The organism is Aeromonas sp. Y289-2 (genome assembly GCF_027705925.1).
GTDB lineage: Bacteria > Pseudomonadota > Gammaproteobacteria > Enterobacterales > Aeromonadaceae > Aeromonas > Aeromonas veronii.
This window is the reverse complement of the sequence record NZ_JAPDCH010000001.1, coordinates 191,459-217,118: the sequence shown is the minus strand read 5'-3', so window position 1 is coordinate 217,118 and position 25,660 is coordinate 191,459. Positions and strand designations below refer to the sequence as shown.

The following is a 25,660-nucleotide window of genomic DNA, read 5'->3' as shown; positions in this document are numbered from 1 at the left end:
GAACAATGCGATGAACGATCAGATAAAAGAGCGGCCGCCGCTGCAGGGCAAGGTGATCCTTGAGCCTGCCTTGACGGTGGCCAGTGGCGAGCGACCGCCCGCACCAGCCCAGCGGCTGGAGGAGGCGAGTTTCGAGCGTCTAGATGAGCTGGATGAGTTCACCGAGGTGGAGAGCGCCCTCGTCAGCAAACCGCGCCGCCGCCATCGGCTGCTGGCGTGGGGGCTGGGGGCAGTCGGTCTGCTCTCGTTGGGCCAGTATGGTGCCTTTCTTTACGATCAATTTCTCACCACCCCGCTCTGGGGCAGCGCCTGGCTGGCGGCCTCGGCGCTGGTCGCTGCGGGGACCGCCAGCGTGGTGGGGCGCGAGTGGCTGCGGCTGCGCACCCTCAAGCGGCGTCAGGATGTGCGCTCGCGAGCAGAAGATCTGCTGGCTCATCAGGGAGTCGGGCAGGGGCTGGCCTTTTGCGAAGGGTTGGCGGTCAAAAGTGGCGACAAGGGGCGCGAGGGGTATCAAACCTGGCTGGCCCAGCTCGATGAGAGCCACAGCGATCGGGAGGTGCTGACCCTCTACAGCCAGCTGGTATTGAGCGAACGCGACAAGCTGGCCCAGGCGCGGGTGGCCAAATGGTCGGGGGAGGCCGCTGTGCTGGTGGCGCTCAGCCCGCTCGCTACCGTCGACATGATGCTGATGCTGTGGCGCAACCTGCGGATGATCGAGGATATCGCCGATGTCTACGCCATCGAGCTCGGCTACTGGAGCCGCATACGTCTGATCCGTCAGGTGTTTCGCAACATGCTCTACGCCGGTGCTACCGAGCTGGTGACCGAGGTGGGGATGGACTTGCTGGGCGCCGAGTTTGCCGCCAAGCTCTCTGCCCGCGCGGCGCAAGGGGTGGGGGCCGGGCTGCTCACCGCCCGTCTTGGCCTGCGCACCATCGAAGCGTGCCGTCCGCTGCCCTGGTGTGCGGACGAAAAACCCAAACTCGGCGAGCTGCGCAAGCGGCTGATCGGCCAGCTGGCGGGGTATCTCAACAAATCCTGATAGCCCTGTCTGCACCTTGCTGCGATGACCCATGCCCCTGTCGTGCTCGCCAAGCCGCAGGGGCATGGTTTTAATCGGCAGATCATTGAGTTGGCAGCAGTGCCCGGTTTTGGCGAGACGCCCGTTTACGGTTAAGCTGGCAGTCAATCTTACCAATCACACTCATCGAACCAATCGGCAAGGATGCCCGATGAACTTTACCTTTCGCCAGATCCGCTATTTCGTTGCCGTGGCCGACAGTTTTTCAGTGAGCCGCGCCGCCGCCGAGCTGCATATCTCCCAGTCGGCGGTCACCAGCGCCATTCGCGAGCTGGAGACCGAGCTCGGCGCCCCGCTATTCGAGCGCAACCCGCGTGGCGTCACCCTCACCACTCAGGGCCACCAGTTTTTGCTCCACGCCCGCCGTATTCTCGGCGCCATGACCGAGGCGAGCCACTCCCTCAAAGCGGTGGCCCAGCAGGATCAGGGGCGACTCACCATCGGCGTGACCACCTTGGTGGCGGGTTACTACCTCTCAGAGGCGCTTGGCCGCTTTCGCCGTGCCTTTCCGGCGGTACAGATCGAGGTGAAGGAGGATGAACAGCCTTTTCTGGAGCACCAGATCGTCAATGGCGAGGTGGATGTGGGGATCCTGATGACCAACCGTACCATCCGACAAGAGGCGTTTGATACCGAATTGCTGACCCGTTCGCCGCTGCGGCTCTGGCTGGCCGCCAACCACCCGCTCTGCGCCGAGTCGACCCTCTCGCTCACCGCGCTGGGGGAGGAGCCGATGATCTCGCTGACCGCCGATCAGCTCGATCAGATCATCGGTGGCGGCCTGCGCCGCTACGGCATCTCCCCCCGTATCGTGCTGCGCACCGCGTCGGTGGAGGCTGTGCGCAGTCTGGTCGCCAGCCAGCTCGGGGTCGCCCTGTTGCCCGATTTTGCCTATCGCCCCTGGTCGCTGGAGCAGGAGCGGGTCGAGGCGCGCCCCATCAAGGAGCCCATTCCCGCCATCGATATCGGGCTGGTGTGGCGCCGTGGTTCTCGGCTGGATTGGACGGCGCGGGAATTTATCGATATTGCGCGGGATCAGAGCCGGTTGCGGGCCCGTCAGGCGCTCCCTCGCTAGCCATCTCTTGCGGGGTAGCCACCAAAAATCAGATTCATCTGCACTCGATATCGATTTAGCTGATACCTGAGCCATCAAAAATTGAAATATTCATCGTATTGCCACTCCCCTAAGCTCATTGCTGGTTAACAGGATGTTAACGCCCATGGTGGCGTTCCTTCACCTGATGCAAGTCAACACAATGCAAGGAGTGCATGATGAAATTGACCCCTCTGATGCTGGCTCTTGTTCCGGCGCTGCTGGCAGGCCAGACCCAGGCTGCCCCGACCGAGCTCGGCAAGGGTGAAGGCCAGCTCAATATCGTGGCCTGGGCTGGCTACGTTGAGCGTGGCGAGACCGACAAGAACTACGACTGGGTGACCGGATTCGAGAAAGAGACCGGTTGCAAGGTGAGCGTCAAGACGGCGGCCACCTCGGACGAGATGGTGGCGTTGATGAACGAGGGGGGCTTCGATCTGGTGACCGCCTCCGGCGATGCCAGTCTGCGTCTGATTGCCGGTGGCAAGGTGCAGGCGCTCAATCTGGCGCTCATCCCGAGCTACAGCAAGATTGATCCCCGGCTGCAAAATGCCCCTTGGCACACTGTGGATGGCAAGCACTACGGCGTGCCCTACCAGTGGGGCGGCAATATCCTGATGTACAACACCAAGGTGTTCCCCAAGGCACCGGACTCCTGGAACGTGGTGTTCGAGGAGCAGACCCTGGCGGATGGCAAGTCCAACAAGGGGCGGGTGCAGGCCTTTGACGGCCCGATCCACATCGCCGATGCCGCCCTCTATCTGATGACCCATCAGCCCGCCCTGGGCATCAAGGATCCTTACGAGCTGAACGAGGATCAGTACAAGGCCTCCCTCGATCTGCTGCGCAAGCAGCGCCAGCTGGTGGGACGCTACTGGCATGATGCCTTCGTCCAGATCGATGACTTCAAGAACGAAGGGGTGGTTGCGTCAGGCTCCTGGCCGTTCCAGGCCAATGCCCTGATCGCCGACAAGCAGCCCATCGCCACCACTGTGCCGAAAGAGGGAGTGACCGGTTGGGCCGATACCAGCATGGTGCACAGCGATGCCAAGAACCTCACCTGCGCTTACAAGTGGCTGGAACACTCCCTGAGCAACAAGCTGCAGGGGGATCTCGCCGCCTGGTTTGGCTCGGTGCCTGTGGTGCCTGCCGCCTGTGAGGGCAATGCCCTGCTGGGCCCGACCGGGTGCAAAACCAACGGTATCGACAACTTCGATCGGGTTCGCTTCTGGCGCACTCCGGTCTCCCAGTGCAAGAGCCAGGGAACTTGCGTGCCCTATTACCGCTGGGTTTCCGACTATATCGCCATTCTGGGCGGCCGCTAAGGTGGGGTGAGCAAGGTGGTCGGAACCGTTGCCACCTTGCCAACGGCAGGGGAGCTGCGCCTCCTCTGCACGACTGCCGAGAGCGGATAATCAAGCGGGCCGGACAGGAGTCCGGCCAATCCCAGTACAGACAAGGACGCCCCATGAACGCCGTACAATTTGACCGGGTCAGTCGCCACTATGGCGAGGTGAAGGCGGTTGACGACATCTCTTTCCAGATCCCTTCCGGGGAATTCTTTACCCTGCTGGGGCCGAGCGGTTCCGGCAAGACCACCTGCCTGCGGATGATCGCGGGCTTTGAGTACCCGAGCGAGGGGGAGATCCGCCTGTTTGGCGAACCCTGCTCCACCGTGCCCCCCTACGATCGCAACCTCAATACCGTGTTTCAGGACTACGCCCTGTTTCCCAACATGGATGTGCGCGACAACATCGGCTATGGCCTGATGCTCAAGGGGGTCGCCAAGGCACAGCGTTACCGCAAGGTGGACGAGATGCTGGAGCTGGTGCGACTGCCTGGGGTCGGCAAGCGCCGCCCAAGCCAGCTCTCCGGCGGCCAGCGCCAGCGCATCGCCATCGCCCGGGCGCTTATCAACCAGCCACGCATCCTGCTGCTGGACGAGCCGCTGGGGGCCCTCGATCTCAAGTTGCGCGAGCAGATGCAGCTTGAGCTCAAGGCGTTGCAACGCCAGTTGGGCATCACCTTTATCTTCGTCACCCACGATCAGCAGGAGGCGCTCTCAATGAGCGACCGGATCTGCATCTTCAGTCAGGGCAAGATCGAGCAGATTGCCGCCCCCGATACCATCTACGACGCTCCGGCGACGCCGTTTGTGGCCCGCTTCGTTGGCACCGTCAATCTGTTCGAAGGGGAGCAGGCCAGACGGCTGTGCGGCGACGGCAGCCAGATGATGGTGCGCCCGGAGCGGATCCGGCTCGCTGAGGCGGGTGCGCCGGGCTGGTCGGGAGAGATCCGCGAGGTGGAGTATCTGGGTCCCTTCGTCCGTTATCGGGTTGATCTCGGGGAGCAGCTCGAGATCATCGTCAACCACCCCAATGAGGGGCAGGCCCGTCTGGCCCGTGGCAGCAGGGTCAGCCTCAGCTGGCCGGAGCAGGCCATCCATCGCCTGAGCGGCGCCCATCAGGGGGCGCAGCCATGAGTGCCCCTCACAGTGCGAGTCTTGCCATGAACCATCAGCCCGAACCTGCCCGTTTCAGGCCGCTGCGGCGCCTCTCGACCCTGCTCTATGGTCGGCCCGGCCTGCTGCTGGCGATCCTGCTGGGGCCGCCGCTGATGTGGCTCGGCATCATCTATGTCGGCTCCTTGCTGATGCTGCTTTCCAACTCCCTGTTCGGGCTGGACGAGTTCAGCGGTCAGGTGCGCCACGAGCTGGGGCTGCAAAACTTCGTCGCCCTGCTGCGACCGGAGAATCTGGATGTGATCGGCCGCACCGTCGGCATGTCGCTGCTGGTGACCCTGGCCTGCGCCCTGCTCGGTTTTCCGGTTGCCTACTACATGGCACGCTACACCAGTGGCAAGACCCGGGCGCTGTTCTATGTGGGGATCATGCTGCCGCTCTGGTCCAGCTATCTGGTGCGGGTCTACGCCTGGAAGCTGATCTTGGCCAAGGAGGGGGTAGTGAGCTGGCTGGCGGACAGCATGGGGTTGGAGTGGCTGCTCGATGCCATCCTCTCCCTGCCGGTGATCGGTGGCCCGTCGCTCTCCTTCTCGCGGCTCGGCACCTTTATCGTGTTCGTCTATGTCTGGCTGCCCTTCATGATCCTGCCCATTCAGGCGGCGGTGGAGCGTATTCCGCGATCCCTGCTGGAGGCGAGCAGCGATCTGGGGGCGACACCCGCCCAGACCTTTCGCAACCTGATCCTGCCGCTGGCGTTGCCCGGTGTGGTGGCGGGCTCCATTTTCACCTTCTCGCTGACCCTAGGTGATTACATCATCCCCGGCATCATCGGCAACTCGACCATGTATATCGGTCAGGTGGTCTACATGCAGCAGGGAACGGCGGGCAATCTGCCCTTTGCCGCCGCCTTCTCGCTGGTGCCGATCCTTATCATCGCCATCTATCTGGCGATTGCGAAACGACTGGGGGCTTTTGATGCGCTTTGACCCTATCGCTTTGAACCGGCAGCAAGGAGGCCGTCATGTCAGCTAGCTCAATGAGCCGTCAGGGAGAGCGCCCTTCGGGCCTGCTCAAGTACGCCGCCATCGGCGGGCTTCTGTTCCTGCACTTTCCCATTCTGTTTATCTTCCTCTACGCCTTCACCAGCGAGAGCAAGAGTTACCAGTTTCCGCCCCCCGGGCTCACCCTCAAATGGTTCGAGGTGACCCTCAATCGCCCCGATGTGTGGCGTGCTATCCAGTTGTCGCTGGAGGTAGCGGGGCTGGCGACGCTGGCGGCCATGATCCTCGGCACCTTGGCGGCAGGGGCCATTGCCCGCAGCCGCTTCTTCGGTCAGGAGGTGGTGTCGCTGTTGCTGGTGTTGCCCATCGCGCTGCCCGGTATCGTCACCGGTATCGCGCTGCGCTCGGCCTACGGCTTGATGGAGATCCCGTTCAGCTTCTGGACCATCGTTATCGGCCACGCCACATTTTGTGTGGTGGTGGTCTACAACAATGCGCTGGCCCGTTTTCGCCGCACCAACCAGAGCCTCATCGAGGCGTCGATGGATCTCGGGGCCGACGGCTTCCAGACCCTGCGCTACGTGATCCTGCCCAATCTGGCCACGGCGCTGCTGGCGGGGGGCATGCTGGCCTTTGCCCTGAGTTTTGACGAAGTGATCGTCACCACCTTTACGGCGGGCCAGCAGACCACCCTGCCCATCTGGATGTATCAGGAGCTGATCCGTCCCCGTGACAGGCCGGTCACCAACGTGGTGGCCCTCATCATAGTGGCCTTCACCACTATCCCTATTTTGCTTGCCTACTACCTCACTCGCGACACCCATGATGTCGCTGGCAGTGGTAAATGATGACTCAACGCGTGCGCAAGGATGCAACCATGAAACTCTCTACCCAACTCTTGATTGATGGCCAGTTTGTGACCGGCGAGGGGCAGGCCGAACCCATTCTCAACCCGGCCAATGGCGAGCAGATCGCCGCCGTACCCGAAGCCTCGTTCGAACAGGTGAACCGGGCGGTGAACGGTGCCCAGCGCGCCTTCGCCCAGTGGAGCCGCACCACCCCGGCAAGCCGCAGCAACCTGCTGCTGCGTCTGGCGGATCTCGTCGAGCGCCACGCCGAGGAGTTTGCGGCGCTCGAATCCCTCAACTGCGGCAAACCCTATCTGGCTGTGCTCAATGACGAGCTGCCTGCGGTGGTGGACTGCTTCCGCTTCTTTGCCGGGGCGGCCCGCTGTCTGCAAGGGCCGCTGGCGGGGGAGTATCTCGAGGGGCACACCAGCATGATCCGCCGCGACCCCATAGGTGTTGTGGGCAGTATCGCCCCCTGGAACTACCCGCTGATGATGGCGGCCTGGAAGATGGCGCCGGTGCTGGCGGCGGGCAATACGGTGGTGCTCAAACCCTCCGAGCAGACCCCGCTCACCGCCTTGCGTCTTGCCGAACTGGCCAGCGAGATCTTCCCCCGCGGCGTTATCAACGTCATCTGCGGGCGGGGGGAAAGCGTGGGGGCACCGCTGGTGGAGCACCCGCTGGTACGGATGGTGTCGCTCACCGGCGATATCGCCACCGGCCAGAAGATCCTGCAAAGCGCCGCCCGCACCATGAAGCGCACCCACCTTGAGCTGGGGGGCAAGGCACCGGTGATCATCTTCGACGATGCTGATCTGGAGGCGGTGGTAGCGGGCATTCGCACCTTCGGCTTCTACAATGCAGGGCAAGATTGCACCGCCGCCTGCCGTATCTATGCCCAGGGCAAGATCTACGACAAGTTTGTCGCCGCCATGACCGATGCGGTGGCCTCCATCAAGGTGGGAAGTCAGTACGAGGAGGGTGTGGAGATGGGGCCGCTTATCTCGGACAGACAGCGCAACCGGGTCGCCAGCTTTGTCGAGCGGGCCCAGAGCAGCGGTCATGTGGAGGTGACGGCGGGGGGCAAGATCCGTCCCGGCAACGGCTTCTTCTTCGAGCCGACCCTGATTGTCGGGGCCCGGCAGGAGGATGAGATCGTGCGCCGCGAGGTGTTTGGCCCCGTGGTGTCGGTGACCCGTTTCAACGATGCCGAGCAGGTGGTGCAGTGGGCCAACGACTCGGACTATGGCCTCGCCTCGTCGGTCTGGACCAAGGATTTGAGCCTCGCCAGCAAGGTGGCCAGCCACTTGCAATATGGCTGCACCTGGATCAACACCCACTTCATGCTCACCTCCGAGATGCCCCACGGCGGCATGAAGATGTCGGGCTACGGCAAGGATCTCTCCCTCTATGCGCTGGAGGATTACACTGTGCCGCGCCATATCATGGTCAAGTTGTAGTGGGGATTGGTTAGCGGCTTGTCACAATTTATTTACAACTGTTTCAGGCAGTCGACTCATGGGTCGGCTGCTTTTTTTGTTGCCATTTCGTTACAGTGAAACCGTGATGAAACGGCAAGGCGCCTGATGTGGCGCCAGAGGATGGAACCGCTATGGCAACCTTCTACACCGCCCACCAGCCGGATGCTGACGGGGTGATCCACTACAGCAACGAGGAGCATGGTACCTGGCAGATCCTGATCGAACGTCAGTTCGCCGCTCTCGATGGCAAGGGGTGTAACGAGTATCTGGCCGGTCTCGACAGACTGGGGCTGCCCCGTGATCGCATCCCCCAGCTGGCCGAGATCAATGCCGTCTTGCAGCCTGCGACCGGCTGGTCGGTGGCGGCGGTGCCTGCGCTTATTTCGTTCGATCGCTTCTTCGCCCTGCTAGCCAACCGCCAGTTTCCGGTAGCGACCTTTATCCGGCGCCGGGACGAGCTCGACTACCTGCAAGAGCCGGATATCTTTCACGAGATCTTCGGCCACTGCGCCATGCTGACCAATCCGGCCTTTGCCCACTTCACCCACCTCTACGGTCAGTTGGGGCAGCAGGCGAGCAAGGAGCAGCGAGTTTTTCTGGCGCGGCTCTACTGGTTCACCGTGGAGTTTGGCCTCTTGGCGACGCCGGACGGGCTGCGTATCTACGGTGGCGGCATTCTCTCCTCCATTGGCGAGACCGCCTATGCCCTTTCCGGCAAGCCGCTGCTGCAACCCTTCGATCTACTGACTGTGCTGCGCACCCCCTATCGCATCGACATCATGCAGCCCACCTATTTTGTGCTGCCGAGTCTCGATCATCTCTACCAGCTGACCGGGGAGGAGATCATGGCTGCTCTGGCCGAGGCCAGTCGGCTTGGCCTCTATCCGCCGCGCTTTGAGGTTCCCGTTGGCAAACAGGCGAGCTGACCAAAAGCAAACAACCCTATTTCATTTTCATTAATTCAAGCAGGAGTAACCCATGTCCGAACTGGCCAGCCAGCAGTGTGAAGCGTGTCGCGCCGATGCCCCCAAGGTGAGCGATGAGGAGCTGCGCGAGCTGATGCAGCTTATTCCCGACTGGCAGCCGCTGGTGGAGGAGGGGGCGCTGCAACTGCGGCGAGAATTTACATTTCGCAACTTCAAGGAGGCGCTGGCGTTTACCAACCGCCTGGGGGAGCTGGCGGAAGCGGAGTTCCATCATCCGGCCATCCTGACCGAGTGGGGGAAGGTGACCGTCAGCTGGTGGACCCACAAGATCGGCGGATTACACCGCAACGACTTCATCATGGCTGCGCGTACAGACCAATTGCCCAGATAATCTGAGAACAGGTTGAGGCGGAGTATCCCCCTTCCTGCATTTCTGACCGAATGGGGGAAGGTGACCGTCAGCTGGTGGATGCATAAGATCGGCGGTTTGCATCGCAACGACTTCATCATGGCGGCGCGTACCGATCAGTTGCTCCGGTAATGGCGCCCCACACCAGCGTCATCGGTTGACCCGGGCCTGCCTGCGAAAGCGGGGCGGGCCCGCATTTTTATGGGCTGGCGCTCGCACTGGGGGGATCGAGACTGTATTATCCGCTCATTCATAGAGTTAGCTAGGAAGTGTGTCCCGAATGCGTCTTGAAGTCAGCTGTGAAGACCGCCTGGGCCTGACCCGGGAACTGCTCGACCGCCTGGTGGAGCACAATATCGATCTGCGCGGCATCGAAATCGATACCTCAGGCATCATCTATCTCAACTTTCCCGAGCTGGAGTTCAGTGATTTTCAGCATTTGATGCCGGAGATCCGCCGCATTCCCGGCGTCTACGACGTCAAGACCATCCCCTACATGCCTTCCGAGCGAGAGCATCACGAGATTGAGGCGTTGCTCAAGGCGCTGCCGGATCTGGTCTTCTCCCTCGACAGCAAGGGCAAGGTGACCCAGGCCAACCAGTCTGCCCTCACCACCCTCGGCTTGCCGGTGGAGGAGGTACGCGGCGTGGCGCTCGGTTCGCTGGTCAAGGGTTTCTCCTTCACCCGCTGGCTGGAGGCGAGCGAGATCAAGCCGCAGACCTGCAAGCTCAGTTTCAATGGCGAAGAGTATCTGGCAGATCTGATGCCGCTGTTCGTGGCAGAAGCCCGCGGCAAGCAGGCGCTGGCCGGGGCCGTGGTGGTGCTCAAATCTGCCCGTCGGGTCGGCCTGCACTTCAGCGCGCTTCATGCGGTGGAAGTGGGGGGCTTCGAGCATCTGCAGGCCGAGAGCCCCAAGATGAAAGAGGTGCTGTCGCAAGCGCGCAAACTGGCGATGCAGGACGCGCCGCTGTTGATTGTCGGTGAGACCGGTACCGGCAAGGAGCTGCTGGCCCGTGCCTGTCACGGGGCCAGCCTGCGCTCCAGCCACCCCTTTATGGCCCTCAACTGCGCTGCCATGCCCGATAACGTGGCCGAGAGCGAGCTGTTTGGTTATGCCCCCGGCGCCTTTGGCAACAACACCGAGGGCAAGCGCGGCGTGCTGGAGCTGGCGAGCGGCGGCACCCTGATGCTGGACGAGATCGGCGACATGTCTCCCCATCTGCAAACCAAGTTTTTGCGGGTGTTGCAGGATGGGGTATTCCGCCGGGTCGGTGACGAGCAGGAGGTGAAGGTCAACGTGCGTTTCATCTGCACTACCCAGAAGCAGTTGCTGGATCTGGTGCACGAAGGAACCTTCCGCGAGGATCTCTACTACCGTCTCAACGTGCTCAGTCTGGCGTTGCCCCCCCTGCGCGAGCGCAAGGCGGACATCATGGTGCTGGCCCAGCAGTTTGTCTCCCGCTTTGCCAGCGAGTTGCAGCGACCCCGTCCGCGCTTTACCCGCAACATGGCCGACTACCTGACCGCCTACCGCTGGCCGGGCAACGTGCGCCAGCTGCGCAACTGTCTCTACCGTGCCATGACCCTGCTGGAAGGGGATGAGCTGGGGCCCGAGCAGATCGACCTGCCGGTGGCGGCCGATACCATGCCGCTGATCGACGAGTGGTTTGAGGGGAATCTCGACGATGCGGTGAAGCGCTTCGAGAGCCAGCTGCTGGCCCGGCTCTATCCCGCCTTCCCGTCGACGCGCCAGCTGGCCAAACGCCTGGGCGTGTCGCATACCGCCATCGCCAACAAGCTGCGGGAATACGGCATCAGCAAGAAGTGATTTCCACCTTGCTGCCTGCCACCAGAGAGCCCGTTACCAGACGGGCTCTGCGTTTTCTTTACACGAACTCTGTAGTTGATGGCGGGGTGAGACTTGTCAGGCCAGTGTCAGCCAACTTACTATCTGGATTCATGTACCCGAACCGCAATGCCATAGCAGCGGTATTGTCAAGGCGACTACCTCCCGATCATGCTGTTACTCTTTTCCCCCCGTTTAACTGCCCGTCTGGCGCTCCTGTTGGTTGCGTTTGGCCTGCTGTTGCCCCGCGCGCTGGCGGAAACGGCCGCAGAGAGCCGGGCGACGGCGGTCAGGGAGCTGGTGCTCGATATCATGAGTTACACCCGCTGGCCCACCGAGCCTGCGGTACTGCGCATGTGCGTGGCGGCGCCGACCGAATATGCCGGCGCCCTCTTTACCATCGATCGTCAGGCCAATGGCCGTACCGTGCAGGTCCATCGTTACGAGGCGAGCGATCCGGCCATCAGCGATCACTGCGATGTGCTCTATCTGGGGGTACTCGACGAGCCGACCCGGATTGCGCTGTTTGCCCGCCTGCAGGGACACCCAGTGCTCAGCATCAGCGAATACAACCACGACTGTTCCACCAGCTCGGTGTTCTGCCTGCAGACCTCGCCGGACAGCGTGCGGGTGCGGTTTAAAGTGAACCTCGATGCCCTGGCCCTGAGCGGCGTGCGGGTGCATCCCGCGGTGCTCAAGCTGGCTCATGCCGACAAGGGGGTCCCATGAGACGACAGGTGAGCGCGGCTCCCCGCCGTCTGACCCTGCGTCAGAGCCTGGGGCGAACCCATCTGGTGGCCGCCATCACAGCCGTCAGCGTGGCGGGACTCTTTTTTACACTGGTGGCCCTACTGGTAGTGCGTTTTTACGCCGACCACAATTTGGAGCTGGTAGCCCGCGCCATCAGCTACAGCGCCGAGGCGGCGGTGGTGTTCCACGATGAGGAGGCGGCGAGCGAGGCGCTCAGTGGTATCGTTGCCAAGGAAGAGGTGGCCGAAGCCACTATCGTGCTGACCAATGGTCAGCTGCTTGCCAGTTGGGAACGCCCCAGAAGCAACCCGCTGGTGACGCTCGAAGACTATCTGGCCCAACTGCTGATGCCAGGGCCTGTCAAGCTCCCCATGCTGCGGGGTGGTGAGCAGATCGCCACCATCGAGCTGCGTGGCCACGGTGAATATCTGTTGCTGTTTTTGCTCTCGGCGCTGCTAGTGATGGTGGTTTGCCTGATGCTGAGCGCCATGGTGGCACTCTATGTGGCCGACCGGATGCAGGTCTCCATCACCGCACCGCTGCGCAAACTGGCACTTGTCGCCCACTCGGTACGCCGACAGCGCACCCTGGGGATGCGGGCGCCACCGGCCGATATCGTCGAGATTAACGAGCTGGGGGATGACTTCAACTCCCTGCTGGACGAGCTGCAAGCCTGGCAGGCCCAGCAGGCCCGCGAAAATGCCAGCCTGCTCCATCAGGCGACTCACGATGCCCTCACCGGACTGCCCAATCGCGCCCTGTTTGAAGCGCGGCTCGCGCAGGCCATCTCCCTCGGCGAGCAAGAGGGGTTTGCGCTGCTCTATCTCGACTGCGATCGTTTCAAGCAAATTAATGACACGTTGGGGCACAACGCCGGTGACGATGTGCTGATCGCGCTCTCAAGACGGGTGCAACATCAGTTGCGTCCGGATGATCTGGTGTTTCGCCTCGGTGGTGACGAGTTTGCGGTGCTGGTTGGTCCACTCCAGCGACAGCATGAGGTGGAAGAGGTGATTGGCCGCATCCAGCAGGCGATGAGCGAACCGGTGGCGCTGCGTGACGGTCGTCAGCTGGTGGCAGAGGTGAGTGTCGGCTTTGCCGTCTATCAGGCGGGCATGAGTGCCAGCGTGCTGTGTGATCAGGCCGATGCAGCCATGTATCTGGCGAAACGGGCGCGCCGCAGCGAACAGCAAACCATCGCCTGACTGGCAAGCATAACAACATAAACAAGGAGCAAACCATGAAGATCACCCACCTGTTGAAAGTGACCCTGCTGGGGTTGATGTTGTCACTGCTGGCCGGTTGCCAGAGTGCCCCCAAGGGGTTGACCCCGGAGCAGATCGCCGTGCTCAAGGAGCAGGGCTTTTATCTGACCGATGAGGGGTGGACGCTGGATCTGGCCAACCGGGTGCTGTTTGCCAACAACGTGGGGGCGCTCAATCCCCAGACTCGCCAATCCGTTGAAAAACTGGGTAAAACACTGCTTGGCGTAGGGTTGGACAAGGCGCGGGTGGATGGCCACACCGATAATACCGGCGAGAGCAGCTACAACCAGCAGCTCTCCCTGAAGCGGGCCCAGTCGGTGGCCGATGTGCTGGTCTCGGTCGGCATGAAGCCAGCCAATCTGGAGATCCATGGCCGTGGCGAGACCATGCCGCTGGCGGATAACAAGACCAGAGAGGGCCGGGCCGCCAACCGCCGGGTTGCCATCGTCATCAGCGATCAATAACCCTTTCATCGTTTCGTTACCCATAAAAAAAAAGAGCGCCCGATCGGCGCTCTTTTTGATCGCGACAGCTGGGGTCGCGAGGGCATGTGGGGCAGGGTTACTGCGCGCTATTTTGCCCGTTATTGTCGTGATGGCTGCGCAGGCGGATGTTGATCATCTCCACCACCAGCGAGAAGGCCATGGCGAAGTAGATGTAGCCCTTCGGAATATGCAGGTCCATCCCCTCGGCCATCAGGGCGAAACCGACCAGGGTGAGGAAGGAGAGGGCCAGCATCTTGATGGTGGGGTGGCTGTCGACGAAATCACCGATGGATTTGGCGGCAAACATCATGATGAAGACGGCGATCATGATGGCCAGCACCATCACCGGCACGTGATCGGCCATACCGACTGCGGTGATCACCGAGTCGAGGCTGAAGACGATATCGAGGATGGCGATCTGGATCAGGGTGCTGATAAAGCCCGAGGCCGCTTTGCTGACGCTCTCCGGCTCGGCCGCCCCTTCCAGGGTGACGTGGATCTCGTGAGCACTCTTGCCGATGAGGAACAGGCCCCCCAGCAGCAGGATCAGATCACGGCCGGAGATGGCTTCACCCAGCACGGTGAAGAGCGGATCGGTGAGGCGCATCACCCAGGCCAGCGAGAGCAGCAGCAGGATCCGGGTACCCATGGCGAGCCCCAGACCCAGAATGCGCGCTTTTTGACGCTGCGCCTCCGGCAGGCGACCTACCAGGATGGAGATAAAGATGATGTTGTCGATGCCCAGCACGATCTCGAGCAGGGTAAGGGTGGCGAGTGCGACCCAGGCAGAGGGATCAAGAACCCATTCCAGCATGATTGAACCTTGGTTGAAAATTGGTTGGAAAATTGAAGCAGCGCATTCTAGCAGGGGCGCCACTGCTTGTCCCAGAGGGGGGAAAAGATAAAAATGGTGACCATCGCAAGGGAGGCTGGCATGTTTCGATTAGGGTTCATTATTAATCCGGTTGCCGGGATTGGTGGCGCAGTGGGGCTCAAGGGCAGTGACGGCGTGGTGGATGAGGCGCTTGCTCGTGGTGCCGTGCCCAAGGCGCAGGATCGGGCGCGGCAAGCTCTGTTGCCACTGTGCGAGCTGAGCGTCCCGTTTGAACTGCTGACGGTAGCGGGAGAGATGGGGGAGGCGGTGGCCCGATCTCTGGGACTACCCTGTCGAGTCATCTATCAACCGGCCGGGGAGAGCTCCTCGGCCGATGATACCCGCCACGCCGCCGGGCTGATGCGCGAAGCCGGGGTCGATCTGCTGCTGTTTGCCGGTGGCGATGGCACGGCGCGGGATATCTGCGCCGCGGTGGGGGAGTCCTGCCATGTGCTCGGCATTCCCGCGGGGTGCAAGATCCACTCCGGCGTCTACGGGGTGACGCCCGCAGCCAGCGGGCGGGTGGTGGCGCGGATGATTGCTGGGGAATTGCTCAGCCTGATCGATGCCGAGGTGCGCGACATCGACGAGGAGGCGTTTCGCGCGGGCAAGGTGCGGGCCCGCCACTACGGCCAGCTGAAGGTGCCCGGTGATCTGCGTTATGTGCAGGCGGTCAAGCAGGGGGGAAAGGAGTCCGAAGAGCTGGTGTTGGCGGATCTCGCCGCCGGTGTGGTGGAGCAGATGGAGCCCGATACCCTCTATCTGATGGGCTCCGGCAGCACGGTGGCAGCCTGTATGGCAGAGCTCGGTCTGGAAAATACTTTGCTCGGTGTGGATCTGGTGGAAAATGGCCGACTTATCGGGCAGGATCTCAGCGCCGCCGAGATCCTGACCCGGATCCGCGGCCGTCGCTGCCGACTGATCATTACCCTGATCGGCGGACAGGGACATCTGTTCGGGCGCGGAAATCAGCAATTGAGTCCTGAGGTGATTCGGTGTGTCGGGCTGGAGAATATCCAGGTGCTGGCAACCAAAGCCAAGCTTGCCGCCCTTGCGGGCAGGCCGCTGCTGGTGGACACCGATGATCCCGAATTAAACCGGGCGTTGCGTGGTTATCTGCGAATAACCACGGGATACAAGGATCAGGTCATCTACCCGGTGGCCAACCCGGAATAGGACGCCAAGGACGCTGCTGGCCTGGCGCCAGAGAGCTGCAATCAACCGGATTGCGGTTCCATACCCCCGAATTTTTTGCCGCAAATGAGGCTGCGTTACATGACGATTCACGATTTTGAGCACAAGTTGTTGGGACTGATCGACAGCATGGTTGCCACCGCGACCGACGATGAGCTGTTTGCGGGGGGTTACCTGCGAGGTCATATCTCATTGGCCGTTGCCCGGGCCGAGCTGGAAGGCAAGACCCTGGTGCGGGACGTCAAGAGCTATGTGCTGCGCAGCCTCAACGAGGCGATCTTGCAAGGTGAGCTATCTGAAGAGGATGAAAAACTGGTGCAGGCGATGTGGAGTCGTTTGCAACAAGACGCAGAAGCTTGATCGGATACACAATTCAAACTGAAGTTTGAGTTTATTCTTCCCCTGAAGTTAGTGAAAGGTTAATAATAAGTTTCGCCTTTTGTTTCAGGGATTAAACTATGGCCTCCTCCTCACGCATTGCCAATAAACTGCCGCTCGAGATGCTCTATCACTGGGAGCGGCAGTGTCCTGATCGAACCTACCTGCGTCAAACCATCAACCGCGAATATGTCGATTTCACCTGGGGTGAAGTGGCCGATGAAGCGCGGCGGATGGTGACGGCCTTGCGTCACCTCGGTCTGGTGGCCGGTGACAAGGTGGCGCTGCTCTCCAAGAACTGCGCCCAGTGGTTTATCGCCGATCTGGCGATGCAGATGGGGCAGTATGTGAGCGTGCCCATCTACCCGACTGCCAACGTCGACACCATCGAATATGTGCTGCGCCACAGCGAGGCCAAGGCGATCTTCGTCGGCAAGCTGGATGACTGGAAGAGTCAGGAGCCTGGCGTACCTGCCGATCTGCTGCGCATCGCCTTCCCCTACGACACCATGCCGGCCAGCCACCAGTGGGATGACCTGCTGGAGGCGCATGAGCCGATCCCTGACAGCCCGGTGCAGGCCCCTGACTCCCTGCTGAGTCTGGTCTACACCTCCGGCAGTACCGGCAAGCCGAAAGGGGCCATGCTGAGCGTTGAGCGTTACGCCTGGTCGTGCGAGAAGCTGGTGGAGACGGTGAGCCTGAGCCAGGCCGATCGGGGCTTCTCCTACCTGCCGCTGGCCCACATTACAGAGCGGGTCTACATCTACGGCGGCAGCCTCTATGGCGGCGCTACCATCGCCTTTCCCGAATCCCTCGACACCTTTATCGAAGATGTCAAACGCTGCCGTCCCACCGTCTTTATCTCGGTGCCACGGCTGTGGGCCATGTTCCGCATCAAGATCCACGAGAAGCTGCCCCAGAACAAACTGGAGTTGCTGCTCAAGATCCCGCTTATCTCCGGCCTGATCAAACGCAAGCTGCAAAAGGGGCTTGGGCTGGATCAGGCCCGGGTGTTGGGCTGCGGTTCTGCGCCTGTCTCCCCTGCGCTGCTTGAGTGGTATCTGAGCATCGGCCTCAAGGTGACTGAAGCCTGGGGTATGACCGAGAACCACGCCTACTCCACCATCAATTACCCGTTCCGCGCCGACAAGATCGGCACCGTCGGCAAGGCGGGGATCGGGGTGACCATCAAGATCTCCGAGGAGGGGGAGATCCTCTGCCGCTGCGAAGGGATGATGCTGGGTTACTACAAGGATCCCGAGCACAGCGCCGAGGCCATCGATGCCGAGGGGTGGCTCCACACCGGCGACATGGGCAAGCTGGACCGGGAGGGTTACCTCACCATCACCGGCCGGATGAAGGATGTGTTCAAGACCGCCAAGGGCAAGTATGTGGCGCCGGTGCCCATCGAGGGACTGCTGGGGCAGGAGCCCATTATCGAACAGCTCTGCGTGATTGGTTACGGCATGCCCCAGCCCATTGCGCTGGTGCAACTGGCCGAGAGCGCCATGAAGGGCAATCGGGAGGAGGTCAACGCCAGGCTGGAAGCGGCGCGGGTTCGGGTCAACGATCAGCTGGAATCTCATGCCAAAATTCGCGGCATTCTGGTGGTGAAAACCCCTTGGAATATCGAGAACGGCGTGCTGACCCCCACCATGAAGATCAAGCGTCACCTGCTGGAGCAAAAGTACGCCCAGGTCGGGGATCGCTGGCCCTCATCCCAGGTGGTGGTGTGGGAGGAGTAAATCCCGTCTTTCCATAGCGCAACAAACAACAACGGCCCTTGATGGGCCGTTGTTGTGTTTGAGGCATATCACTCGCCGCTGTTTTGTCGGCGAGTAAAAGCGCGCCCGGTTAGATCTGCGCCAGCGCGGTGGCCAGATCGGCGATCAGATCGTCCGCATCTTCCACCCCGATGCTGAAGCGGATGAGGTCGTCGTTGACCCCGGCGGCGAGGCGGCTCGCCTCGTCCATGGCGGCGTGGGTGGTGCTGGCTGGATGGCAAGCGAGACTCTCGAGATCCCCCAGACTCACCGCCTGCACGAACAGTTGCAGGTTATCGAGCAGGGTGGCGCAGCGCTCAAACCCGCCTTCAAGTTCAATACTCACCATGCCGCCAAAGCCGCTGGCGAAGGCGCTGAGAGCATCGTGGCCCGGATGGTTGGCAAGCCCCGGGTAGATCACCCTCTTCACCGCCGGATGTGCCGCCAGAAACTCGGCCACTTTCTGGGCATTGTGCAGGTGGGCATCCATCCGCAGCGGCAGGGTCTTGACCCCGCGTTGCAGCAGGTAGGCCTCCTGCGGGCCGATGGGGGAGCCGATATGCTTGAGGGCCACGGTGCGGATCGACTTCATCAGGGCGTGAGAGCCCGCCACCACCCCGGCGATGATGTCGCCGTGGCCGCCCAGATATTTGGTGCCGCTGTGCATCACCACATCGACCCCGAGTTCCAGCGGACGCAGTAGGTAGGGGGTGAGGAAGGTGTTGTCACATACCGTAATGGCGCCCACCTTGCGGGCCGCTTCCACCACCAGCCGCGGATCCACCACCTTGAGGGTGGGGTTGGTCAGGGTTTCGAACAGTACCACCTTGGTAGCAGGGCGGATGTTGGCCAGCAGATCCCGATCGCTCTCGTAAGCGGTGATCTTGATACCGGCGCGGCTGAAGGTCTGCTTGAGGAACGCATCGGTGCCGCCGTAGAGCGGGCCGATATAAGCCACCTCATCGCCGCTGTCGGCCAGGGCATACATGATGGCGCTTACCGCCGCCATGCCGCTCGCCACCACCAGCGCTTCGTCAGCCCCTTCCAGCGCCGCCAGCTTCTGCTCCAGCTCGGCGGTGGTGGGGTTGCCAAAGCGGCTGTAGATAAAGCCGGGGGCCTGACCTGCGAAACGATCCTTGCCCGCTTGAGCGTTGAAGTAGCTGAAGGTGCTGCTCTGGTAGAGCGGGGTGGTGAGGGCGCCGGTCTGTGGGTCGATCCGCTGGCCGCTATGTACGCTCATGGTCTTGAATTTCATCGTGTTGCTCCGTGATGGCCAGGCTCTGGCCATGACTTGTTTTGTTGTTCGTTGCTTGTTGTTTTTGTCAGTGCGGGTATGTGCATGCTGCTTGTGGCTTATGCATATACCCGCCTGCGCATCTTTGCGTTGCTCAGGCCGGTATCGCTTCGCTTTCAGTGCGCGGGAGGCGAGCGGGTTCCCCATAGTGACGGGCCGCCACATCCGGGTGGGAGCGCAGCCGCCCTTTCAGCACGTTCTCCCCCACCTGATAGAAGAGCGGATTGGTCGGGTCACTCTCCGGCCCTTGCGCCTGCGCTGCCAGCGCGGGGGAGAGGGTGAGCAGTGGCACGGTGGCATCGAGCCGCGCCGCCATAAAGAAGGCGCAGGAGAGGCGCGATACGCCGGGCGGCGGGCTTACTACCCGATGCAGGGTCGCCTTGAGATAGCCGTTGGAGGCCAGTTCCAGCAGCTCGCCGATATTGACCACCAGTGCTCCCGGCAGGGGCAGCGCGGAGATCCAGCCGTTGGCCGTCTCGACCTCAAGCCCCGAATGATTGTCCTGCATCACCAGCGTCAGGTAGCCGGGATCCTTGTGGGCGCCGACCCCCTGACTGCTGCCGCCCGCCTCTTGCCCCGGGTAGTGAATCAGCTTCATGTGCTGGTAGGGTGCGCCGCGGATGCTGTCGTCAAACACGTTGGCCGGTTGCTCCAGCACTTCGGCAAAAGCGGCCAGCAGGGTGAGGGTGATGTCGCTCAGCCGATCCTGCCACGCCAACAGATGGTCTTTCATCTCTGGCAGGGCGATTGGCCACTGGTTGGGGCCGATCAGCCGCTGCCAGGGTTCACGGATCAGGGCTGCAGGCAGAGCCTGCGCCTCGTTCATGATATCGAACTGCTCCCGCAGGTCCGGCCGCGCTCGGGTGAGCTCGGCACCGACCCGGTTATAGCCGCGAAAGTGGGGGCTGTTGACCATCTGCACCGCCATCTTCTCCTGCTCCGGCAGAGCAAAGAAGCGCTCTGCCAGCGCCAGAGTCTCTAGCATCTCAATCTTGCTCAAGCCGTGGCCGACCAGATAGAAAAAGCCCACATCGCGGGCGGCCGCGGCCAGCCGGGCCAGCATAGGGCGACGCACCTCGGGTGCCCCGTTGAGGGCAGCCAGATCGATGATCGGCAGTGGTGAATGTTCCATGTGCACCTCCTCACTCTTTCGTTATCTCTGGCGCCATCTCTTCTGCTGCCTCTGGTGCGGGCAGGCTTGATGAGCGGCAAACGGGATGGCGCGACAGTGTGGCGGTATGCGCTTGCGGTGTGGCGCCATCTGGAATGAAGGGGATGCTACTGTTCGGTGTTATAAGACGGAAACAACAAATTATTCTTAGTTATATACAAAATTCGAAATGGAATTCGGTGTGTAATGGGCTGGCTGCTTTTTGCTCAGCCATTAAGGGCGGAATGGGGAATGATGGGAAGGAGAGTGATAACCAGAGGCATGCTGCAAGCGGTAAAAATGACCAAAACAGAAAATGGCCAAAACAGCAGGGAGGCGGATGCCTCCCTTCTGGTTGAGCGGGTGTTCACCTGACCGGGTGCGCAGGCGAGTGACCGCGCATTCTGGCCTTAACCGGTTGCGGGCTCTCAGTAACCCAGGGTAAAACGCTGGCGCTGGTGAGCCGGTTTTTCCGCCTCGTTCAGCACACCGTCAGCCAGATCACCGGCGGTGATCCCGGCAGGCTGTTCGCCGCTGAACAGCACCTGATCGCCACCAATCCGATAGCCGCCGCGCTTCTCGCCCGGTTCGAGGAACACCGGGGGAGAGACAAAGCGCCAGTCGAGGGTGGTTTCACGACGCAGGGCGGTGAGACCGTCGCGGGCCGCCAGCGCCCCCTGTTTCCACTCGGCCGGAAACTCAGGGGTATCCACCAGTTGCACGCCGGGGGCAACCTCCAGACTGCCGGCGCCACCTACTACCAGCAGCCAGCTGTTGGCCGCTTTGGCTGCTGCGACGATCGCGTTGGCGCCCTTGAGGTACTGGTCGTAGATATCCGGTGTGGTCCAGCCCGGGTTGTAGGCGCTGATCACCCGATCGTGCCCCTTGAGCACCTCGGCCAATGCCTGCGGGTTTTGGGCATCCACCGCCACGGCTGTGACCTGCGGATGGGCGGCCACCTTGCTGATATCGCGGACGATGGCGGTGACGTGATGGCCGCGGCTGATGGCCTCGTTCAGGATGGCTGAACCGACAAAACCGCTGGCACCGATCAGGGCAATCTTCATGGGGAACTCTCCTTCACTGTTGGAATGGGGCTATCCTACGCCGCCATTTATGATTTAATAATCACCTCAAAAATGCATTCACTTATAAGCTGGATTTAATAATGGAACAGCTCAGACGTTACGCCATCTTCGCCGCCGTGGTGGAAGCGGGCAGCATGACAGGGGCGGCCAAATCCCTTGGCATGACCCCCTCCGCCGTCAGTCAGCATATCAGCCAGCTCGAAAGCCTGCTCGGACTGCCCCTGCTCCATCGCTCCACCCGTCGTCTCAGTCTGACCGAGGCGGGAGAGGTGGTGTGGCAAGGGTGTCGGGCGTTGCAGCAGACTCTGAGCGAGACCGAGCTGCGCCTCTCGGAGGTGCGCGACGCCCTGCTCGGGGAAGTGCGGATCACCGCCCCGGTGGGGATGGCGGGCCAGCCGCTGGCGCTGGCCCTCTCGCCGCTGTTGCAGGCCCATCCCGGCCTCACCATCCAGATCATCGCCGACGACGAGAAACGGGATCTCATTGCCGAGCGGATCGACGTGGCGCTGCGGGTCGGCACCTTGCCTGACTCGACCCTGGTGGCCCGCAAACTGGGGCAGACCCGGATGCTGCTCTGCGCTGCGCCCGCCTATCTGGCGCGCAAGGGGACGCCGCGCACACCCGCCGATCTGGCCACCCACGACTGGCTCTGCGGCGACATGCTGGGCAACGGTTTGCTGCTGCTTGACGAGAAGGGGGGCGAGCACAGGGTGAGGTTCAAGGCCAAGGTGCTCTGCAATAACGTGTTGCCCCTGCGCCAGTTTGCGCTGGCGGGGCAGGGGATCTCGCTGCAACCGGAGGGAGAAATTGGCGAGGATCTGGCGCAGGGGCGTCTGCTCGAACTGTTGCCCGGTTTTCGGGTGGCGCCGATGGAGATCCACGCCATCACGCCGCAGCGGGAGATCCCGGAGAAGGTGCGACGGGTGGTGGAGGCGCTGCGCAGCTACTTCGGCACGACGATGTCGTCATGAGCTGCGCCTTAATGGTTGAGAAAAGGCCCCCGATTATCCTGAAGGGGAATTATCCATAAGGCGGTTTGTCGAGAAGAGCGATAGCCCGGATGAGGAGATGGGCATGCTTGACTGTTAAGCATACTTAAAACGAACTGACGGCCCGCACCTGATCTTTGAGCCAATTAAGCCCGGTATCCTGACCGGAGCTCTTGTGCCAACTCATGTAGACGGGGCAATCCTCCGAGAGCCAGGGGAGGGGATAGCTGGCCAGATCCAGCGCTTGCCCCAGCTTCTCCATATGCCACTGGCTGGCGACGCAGAGCCAGTCGGTACGACTCACCAGATGAAGGGCGGTGAGCAGGGAGTCGCTCTCGTAGGCAATCTGGCGCGGCGGCAGCGGCGCCTTGGTCAGGGTGTTGAGCAGCAAGCTGTCGAGCCGCCTGGTTTGCAATACCACATGCTTTTCGTTGAAGAAGGTGGCCATGTCGGGGGCTTGGCGGATCCTGGGGTGATCCTTGCGGCAGGCGATGCGCAGGGCCTGGGACATGATCTGCTCGTTTTCGATCCCCTGCTCTGCCATCGGCTTGGTGGCCAGCACCAGATCAACGCTGTGCAGATAGAGGCTGTTCTGGCGCAGGGCTTCGTCCTGCACCTGGGTGTTCCACTCCAGCTGACAGTTGGGGGCTTGGGTCTGCAACAGGTTGTTGAGCTCCGGCAGGAAGAAGATATCGATATCGGGCACCCCCGCGATGCGAAAGGTGCGCCGACTGGTCTGGGGATCAAAGAGATCGGTGCGCTGCAGGCTGCGCTCCATGTCGTGCAGCGGCACCATGATCTCGTGGTGCAGACTGAGCGCTCGCGCCGTGGGGGTGATGCCGCGTCCCTGGCGGACAAACAGCGGCTCGCCCACCAGGGTGGTCAGGCGGCTGATGGCCTGGCTGATGGCCGAGGGGGTCATCTCCATCATCTCGGCGGCCGTGGTGACACCACCATAGCGGATCACCGCATCGAGGACGCGAAAGAGATTGAGATCGACTTGAGACATGGTGGCTACCGTTAAGCATGATTAAACAGTTAACATACTGAACAGCCTCTTGTCCGGCCAGTATTCCCTGCGATAACTGTGATGTTTCCCTCTCTATTCGTCACCTTTCATCTTGCCGCGAATGCGATCGAGCCTGTTTTGCAGCCATGCTTGAGCCCGGCAGGTGGCCCGCGGCATAGAGTAGCGCGACCAGCAGCAAGCCGCCCAGAAAGAGCCAGCGAGCGCTTCCCCAATGGCCGCTGTCCGTCATCAGGGCCGCCAGCAACAGGGGGCCAAGCAGCTGACCGAAGTTGGCGAGCTGGACAAAAAAGCCCTGCACGATGGCCAGTTGCACCGGCCCCTGACTCACTCCCTGCGCGGACGAGAGGATCGCCGGCGGCGCCATGCCACCCGAAAGGGAGAGGACGAGGCAGAGTCCATAGGCCCACCACGGCGACAGGCCGGGCCAGAAGGCGAGCATGCCGCACAGTGCCATCAGGCCCAGTGCCCAGCTGATGAGCCGATCTCGTGCCACGCCCCGGCGCAGCAGCCATGCCCCCATCAGGTTGCCGGGAATATTGGCGACCACCGCCAGCGCCGAAAGCAGGGCGATCTGGCTTTGGCCAATCCCGGGGCTGCCTTGCAACATGGTTGGCAGCCAGACAAAGAGCGCCCAGAGCATCAGGCTGTAGAGCGTGAACGCCAACCCGTAGCGCCAGAGTGCCTTCTGCCGGAGCACCGTCAGTTGGCGTAGCGGGTGGCCCGAGTTGATCGAGTTTTGGGATGCCCAGACCCGCAGTTTATCTGCCGAGCGACTGGCGAGCAGAAGCAGCAGGGCAGAGAGTTGCGGGATCATCAGGATCAGCCAGGCAAGTCGCCAGCCACCTTGCGCCGTGAGCCAGGGGGTGAGCAGCATACCCGCCGCCGCCCCGAGAGGCAGGTTGACCGCCCACAGGCTCAAGGCCAGCCGTTTATCCTCCTCCCGGGTCACCGCCACGATAAAGGCGGGCATAGCCACCGAGACCAGCAAAAAGCCAATCCCCTCGACAATGCGCGACAGCAGCATCATGGCCAGCCCGGTGGCGGGTAGTGCCAACGCCCCGCCTGTGACGATAACCAGTAGCCCGACAACCCCGGTTTGCCGTCCACTCCAGCGAGTCAGCAGCAGGCCGAGAAAGAGGCTGAAGAGGATCGCCAGCGTATTGAAAGCTGAGGCGAGATAGCTGGCTTCGACCAGTGTCAGCCCCAGCTCGCTGCGCAGTATGCCGAGTACGGCGGGCACTTTGCCAAGGCAGAGAGCGCCGCTGGCACCGGCAAAAATGGCGAGGAAGACCAGAGGCCAGCGCGTGCTTTGTGGCTGGTGGCCAGCGAGCGTGCTCATGGCCGATATTGGCCGTTGCGCAGCCACTCATCGTTGAGCTGACCAAATTCGCCGCGCTGATAGGCATGCAGCCGATCTGCAATGGCGTCGTGGCTGTTCATGACGAAGGGGCCATGTTTGACCAGGGGTTCATTGAGCGCCTGGCCTGAGAGCAGCACGAAGTGGCAGGGCTCGGTGGCCTCAAGCTGCAGAGCCACCGCCTCGCCGCCATCGGCAGGCAGGCTGACACCCATCCCGTGACCTGCCGGGATGAGGTGCCGCTCTCCCTCCGCCAGCAGGGTCAGCGATCCGGTCAGGGGATAGATCATGGCATTCCAGCCTGCCGCCAGCAGATGGGTGAAGCGGCTGCCGGGCGCGCAATGGCCATCGAGCAGGGTAAAGGGTTGGGGTAGTTCTGCCGAGTGTGGTGCCGTTATCCAGTTGCTGTGGCCTGCGACCACCCGTACTCGCACCCCTTCGCCATGAAACTCGGGGATGGTGGCTGCGGCTGCGTGGACGGCAAAAGGCGACATCATCTTTTGACGGGCAGGCAGGTTGACGAAGATCTGCAGGGCGTGGACATAGGGCGATTCCCCCTCCGGCTGCTCGGTATGCACGGCCCCGCGCCCGGCCGCCAGCCAGTGGATCGCGCCCGGTTCGATGGGGCCCTGATTGCCGAGGGAGTCGTAGTTGACGTGGGGGCTCGTCGAATCCTCGAACAGATAGGTGACGGCAGAGATCCCGGCGTGGGGATGGGGCTCGAAGGTGGGGGCGGTCATCTGGAAGTGATCCACCATCACCACGGGGTCTATCAGACCGTTGAAAAAGTGTTCGCCAAAATGGCTGGCTGCAAAGCCGCTGCCAATGCGCAGCGGTTGGCCCTTGACGGGGGTGGAGAGAGTCAGGCGTCTGGTCATCGATATAACCTCTTGAAGA

Annotated in this window: 26 protein-coding genes; 19 read left to right on the top strand and 7 right to left on the bottom strand. The window is 61.9% G+C overall.

What is annotated here, in order from left to right:
- The first annotated feature begins 10 nt into the window (after positions 1-10).
- The 14 genes from OKC43_RS00980 to OKC43_RS00915 all read left to right on the top strand — a co-directional run bounded on the left by OKC43_RS00980 (position 11) and on the right by OKC43_RS00915 (position 13,625).
- Positions 11-1,042, top strand: a complete 1,032-nt coding sequence (locus OKC43_RS00980; protein WP_129503871.1) for a YcjF family protein — start codon at positions 11-13, stop codon at positions 1,040-1,042.
- A 190-nt stretch (positions 1,043-1,232) separates the two neighbouring features.
- Entirely contained in the window at positions 1,233-2,156 is a 924-nt protein-coding gene (locus OKC43_RS00975) for a LysR family transcriptional regulator (RefSeq protein ID WP_005346246.1), read from the top strand.
- 197 nt (positions 2,157-2,353) lie between these two features.
- The gene (locus OKC43_RS00970) at positions 2,354-3,499 is read left to right on the top strand and encodes an ABC transporter substrate-binding protein (protein ID WP_019444922.1); all 1,146 of its coding nucleotides are present in this window, start codon (positions 2,354-2,356) and stop codon (positions 3,497-3,499) included.
- A gap of 143 nt (positions 3,500-3,642) precedes the next feature.
- Entirely contained in the window at positions 3,643-4,656 is a 1,014-nt protein-coding gene (locus tag OKC43_RS00965; protein ID WP_129503872.1) for an ABC transporter ATP-binding protein, read from the top strand.
- Entirely contained in the window at positions 4,653-5,621 is a 969-nt protein-coding gene (locus tag OKC43_RS00960) for an ABC transporter permease (RefSeq protein ID WP_129503873.1), read from the top strand. The genes OKC43_RS00965 and OKC43_RS00960 overlap by 4 nt, the downstream gene beginning before the upstream one ends.
- Before the next feature lie 35 nt (positions 5,622-5,656).
- On the top strand, positions 5,657-6,484 hold the full coding sequence (locus tag OKC43_RS00955; protein WP_019444920.1) for an ABC transporter permease: 828 nt from the start codon (positions 5,657-5,659) through the stop codon (positions 6,482-6,484).
- Between the two features lie 29 nt (positions 6,485-6,513).
- Positions 6,514-7,944 (top strand): gamma-aminobutyraldehyde dehydrogenase, encoded by a 1,431-nt coding sequence (locus OKC43_RS00950; RefSeq protein ID WP_040069353.1) that lies wholly within the window; start codon positions 6,514-6,516, stop codon positions 7,942-7,944.
- A gap of 152 nt (positions 7,945-8,096) precedes the next feature.
- Entirely contained in the window at positions 8,097-8,891 is a 795-nt protein-coding gene (phhA, locus tag OKC43_RS00945; RefSeq protein ID WP_129503874.1) for a phenylalanine 4-monooxygenase, read from the top strand.
- Positions 8,892-8,943: 52 nt separating this feature from the next.
- Entirely contained in the window at positions 8,944-9,282 is a 339-nt protein-coding gene (locus tag OKC43_RS00940; RefSeq protein ID WP_005352635.1) for a 4a-hydroxytetrahydrobiopterin dehydratase, read from the top strand.
- A 12-nt stretch (positions 9,283-9,294) separates the two neighbouring features.
- Entirely contained in the window at positions 9,295-9,432 is a 138-nt protein-coding gene (locus OKC43_RS00935) for a 4a-hydroxytetrahydrobiopterin dehydratase (RefSeq protein ID WP_080559464.1), read from the top strand.
- A 148-nt stretch (positions 9,433-9,580) separates the two neighbouring features.
- On the top strand, positions 9,581-11,128 hold the full coding sequence (tyrR, locus tag OKC43_RS00930; RefSeq protein WP_005333656.1) for a transcriptional regulator TyrR: 1,548 nt from the start codon (positions 9,581-9,583) through the stop codon (positions 11,126-11,128).
- Positions 11,129-11,317: 189 nt separating this feature from the next.
- Positions 11,318-11,875 (top strand): YfiR family protein, encoded by a 558-nt coding sequence (locus tag OKC43_RS00925; RefSeq protein WP_005333646.1) that lies wholly within the window; start codon positions 11,318-11,320, stop codon positions 11,873-11,875.
- A complete protein-coding gene (locus tag OKC43_RS00920) occupies positions 11,872-13,101 on the top strand; it encodes a diguanylate cyclase domain-containing protein (protein WP_058056947.1) in 1,230 nt (409 codons plus the stop codon). Before OKC43_RS00925 ends, OKC43_RS00920 begins: the two co-directional genes overlap by 4 nt.
- Before the next feature lie 35 nt (positions 13,102-13,136).
- Positions 13,137-13,625, top strand: coding sequence for an OmpA family protein (locus OKC43_RS00915; RefSeq protein ID WP_005333642.1), 489 nt, complete (start codon positions 13,137-13,139; stop codon positions 13,623-13,625).
- Between the two features lie 97 nt (positions 13,626-13,722).
- On the opposite strand, the gene OKC43_RS00910 is transcribed toward OKC43_RS00915, so the two are convergent.
- Positions 13,723-14,460, bottom strand: coding sequence for a TerC family protein (locus tag OKC43_RS00910; RefSeq protein WP_005333641.1), 738 nt, complete (start codon positions 14,458-14,460; stop codon positions 13,723-13,725).
- Positions 14,461-14,580: 120 nt separating this feature from the next.
- Here OKC43_RS00910 and OKC43_RS00905 point away from each other — a divergent pair, with 120 nt between their 5' ends.
- The 3 genes from OKC43_RS00905 to OKC43_RS00895 all read left to right on the top strand — a co-directional run bounded on the left by OKC43_RS00905 (position 14,581) and on the right by OKC43_RS00895 (position 17,837).
- On the top strand, positions 14,581-15,696 hold the full coding sequence (locus OKC43_RS00905; RefSeq protein WP_270803714.1) for an ATP-NAD kinase family protein: 1,116 nt from the start codon (positions 14,581-14,583) through the stop codon (positions 15,694-15,696).
- A gap of 99 nt (positions 15,697-15,795) precedes the next feature.
- The gene (locus OKC43_RS00900) at positions 15,796-16,074 is read left to right on the top strand and encodes a YfcL family protein (protein WP_005333639.1); all 279 of its coding nucleotides are present in this window, start codon (positions 15,796-15,798) and stop codon (positions 16,072-16,074) included.
- Positions 16,075-16,172: 98 nt separating this feature from the next.
- Positions 16,173-17,837, top strand: coding sequence for an AMP-binding protein (locus OKC43_RS00895; RefSeq protein ID WP_129503876.1), 1,665 nt, complete (start codon positions 16,173-16,175; stop codon positions 17,835-17,837).
- A 109-nt stretch (positions 17,838-17,946) separates the two neighbouring features.
- On the opposite strand, the gene OKC43_RS00890 is transcribed toward OKC43_RS00895, so the two are convergent.
- Positions 17,947-19,110 (bottom strand): trans-sulfuration enzyme family protein, encoded by a 1,164-nt coding sequence (locus tag OKC43_RS00890; RefSeq protein ID WP_270803713.1) that lies wholly within the window; start codon positions 19,108-19,110, stop codon positions 17,947-17,949.
- Positions 19,111-19,243: 133 nt separating this feature from the next.
- Positions 19,244-20,281 (bottom strand): isopenicillin N synthase family dioxygenase, encoded by a 1,038-nt coding sequence (locus OKC43_RS00885; protein ID WP_270803712.1) that lies wholly within the window; start codon positions 20,279-20,281, stop codon positions 19,244-19,246.
- A 225-nt stretch (positions 20,282-20,506) separates the two neighbouring features.
- On the opposite strand from OKC43_RS00885, the gene OKC43_RS00880 reads away from it, so the two are divergent.
- Positions 20,507-20,674: a hypothetical protein gene (locus OKC43_RS00880; protein WP_270803711.1), complete on the top strand. Its 168-nt coding sequence runs from the start codon at positions 20,507-20,509 to the stop codon at positions 20,672-20,674.
- A gap of 53 nt (positions 20,675-20,727) precedes the next feature.
- On the opposite strand, the gene OKC43_RS00875 is transcribed toward OKC43_RS00880, so the two are convergent.
- Positions 20,728-21,366 carry an NAD(P)-dependent oxidoreductase gene (locus OKC43_RS00875; protein ID WP_270803710.1) on the bottom strand — a complete coding sequence of 213 codons (639 nt, stop codon included), beginning with the start codon at positions 21,364-21,366 and terminating at the stop codon, positions 20,728-20,730.
- A 101-nt stretch (positions 21,367-21,467) separates the two neighbouring features.
- Between OKC43_RS00875 and OKC43_RS00870 the strand changes: the two genes are divergently transcribed.
- Positions 21,468-22,358 carry a LysR family transcriptional regulator gene (locus OKC43_RS00870; protein WP_043824627.1) on the top strand — a complete coding sequence of 297 codons (891 nt, stop codon included), beginning with the start codon at positions 21,468-21,470 and terminating at the stop codon, positions 22,356-22,358.
- A 124-nt stretch (positions 22,359-22,482) separates the two neighbouring features.
- Here the strand turns inward: OKC43_RS00870 and OKC43_RS00865 are convergent, their stop codons facing one another.
- The 3 genes from OKC43_RS00865 to OKC43_RS00855 form a co-directional block, all read right to left on the bottom strand.
- Positions 22,483-23,385, bottom strand: a complete 903-nt coding sequence (locus OKC43_RS00865; RefSeq protein ID WP_005352600.1) for a LysR family transcriptional regulator — start codon at positions 23,383-23,385, stop codon at positions 22,483-22,485.
- A 100-nt stretch (positions 23,386-23,485) separates the two neighbouring features.
- A complete protein-coding gene (locus OKC43_RS00860; RefSeq protein ID WP_270803709.1) occupies positions 23,486-24,745 on the bottom strand; it encodes an MFS transporter in 1,260 nt (419 codons plus the stop codon).
- Entirely contained in the window at positions 24,742-25,641 is a 900-nt protein-coding gene (locus OKC43_RS00855; RefSeq protein ID WP_270803708.1) for a pirin family protein, read from the bottom strand. Before OKC43_RS00855 ends, OKC43_RS00860 begins: the two co-directional genes overlap by 4 nt.
- Positions 25,642-25,660: the final 19 nt, after the last annotated feature.

Coding starts and splice junctions, on each gene's coding strand:
- OKC43_RS00940 (WP_005352635.1), top strand. CDS start 8,944: ATGTCCGAACTGGCCAGCCAGCAGTGTGAAGCGTGTCGCGCCGATGCC.
- OKC43_RS00970 (WP_019444922.1), top strand. CDS start 2,354: ATGAAATTGACCCCTCTGATGCTGGCTCTTGTTCCGGCGCTGCTGGCA.
- OKC43_RS00885 (WP_270803712.1), bottom strand. CDS start 20,281: ATGGAACATTCACCACTGCCGATCATCGATCTGGCTGCCCTCAACGGG.
- OKC43_RS00975 (WP_005346246.1), top strand. CDS start 1,233: ATGAACTTTACCTTTCGCCAGATCCGCTATTTCGTTGCCGTGGCCGAC.
- OKC43_RS00865 (WP_005352600.1), bottom strand. CDS start 23,385: ATGTCTCAAGTCGATCTCAATCTCTTTCGCGTCCTCGATGCGGTGATC.
- OKC43_RS00910 (WP_005333641.1), bottom strand. CDS start 14,460: ATGCTGGAATGGGTTCTTGATCCCTCTGCCTGGGTCGCACTCGCCACC.
- OKC43_RS00870 (WP_043824627.1), top strand. CDS start 21,468: ATGGAACAGCTCAGACGTTACGCCATCTTCGCCGCCGTGGTGGAAGCG.
- OKC43_RS00900 (WP_005333639.1), top strand. CDS start 15,796: ATGACGATTCACGATTTTGAGCACAAGTTGTTGGGACTGATCGACAGC.
- OKC43_RS00875 (WP_270803710.1), bottom strand. CDS start 21,366: ATGAAGATTGCCCTGATCGGTGCCAGCGGTTTTGTCGGTTCAGCCATC.
- OKC43_RS00925 (WP_005333646.1), top strand. CDS start 11,318: ATGCTGTTACTCTTTTCCCCCCGTTTAACTGCCCGTCTGGCGCTCCTG.
- phhA (WP_129503874.1), top strand. CDS start 8,097: ATGGCAACCTTCTACACCGCCCACCAGCCGGATGCTGACGGGGTGATC.
- OKC43_RS00860 (WP_270803709.1), bottom strand. CDS start 24,745: ATGAGCACGCTCGCTGGCCACCAGCCACAAAGCACGCGCTGGCCTCTG.
- OKC43_RS00890 (WP_270803713.1), bottom strand. CDS start 19,110: ATGAAATTCAAGACCATGAGCGTACATAGCGGCCAGCGGATCGACCCA.
- OKC43_RS00905 (WP_270803714.1), top strand. CDS start 14,581: ATGTTTCGATTAGGGTTCATTATTAATCCGGTTGCCGGGATTGGTGGC.
- OKC43_RS00950 (WP_040069353.1), top strand. CDS start 6,514: ATGAAACTCTCTACCCAACTCTTGATTGATGGCCAGTTTGTGACCGGC.
- OKC43_RS00965 (WP_129503872.1), top strand. CDS start 3,643: ATGAACGCCGTACAATTTGACCGGGTCAGTCGCCACTATGGCGAGGTG.
- OKC43_RS00855 (WP_270803708.1), bottom strand. CDS start 25,641: ATGACCAGACGCCTGACTCTCTCCACCCCCGTCAAGGGCCAACCGCTG.
- tyrR (WP_005333656.1), top strand. CDS start 9,581: ATGCGTCTTGAAGTCAGCTGTGAAGACCGCCTGGGCCTGACCCGGGAA.
- OKC43_RS00980 (WP_129503871.1), top strand. CDS start 11: ATGAACGATCAGATAAAAGAGCGGCCGCCGCTGCAGGGCAAGGTGATC.
- OKC43_RS00960 (WP_129503873.1), top strand. CDS start 4,653: ATGAGTGCCCCTCACAGTGCGAGTCTTGCCATGAACCATCAGCCCGAA.
- OKC43_RS00920 (WP_058056947.1), top strand. CDS start 11,872: ATGAGACGACAGGTGAGCGCGGCTCCCCGCCGTCTGACCCTGCGTCAG.
- OKC43_RS00915 (WP_005333642.1), top strand. CDS start 13,137: ATGAAGATCACCCACCTGTTGAAAGTGACCCTGCTGGGGTTGATGTTG.
- OKC43_RS00955 (WP_019444920.1), top strand. CDS start 5,657: ATGTCAGCTAGCTCAATGAGCCGTCAGGGAGAGCGCCCTTCGGGCCTG.
- OKC43_RS00895 (WP_129503876.1), top strand. CDS start 16,173: ATGGCCTCCTCCTCACGCATTGCCAATAAACTGCCGCTCGAGATGCTC.
- OKC43_RS00880 (WP_270803711.1), top strand. CDS start 20,507: ATGGGCTGGCTGCTTTTTGCTCAGCCATTAAGGGCGGAATGGGGAATG.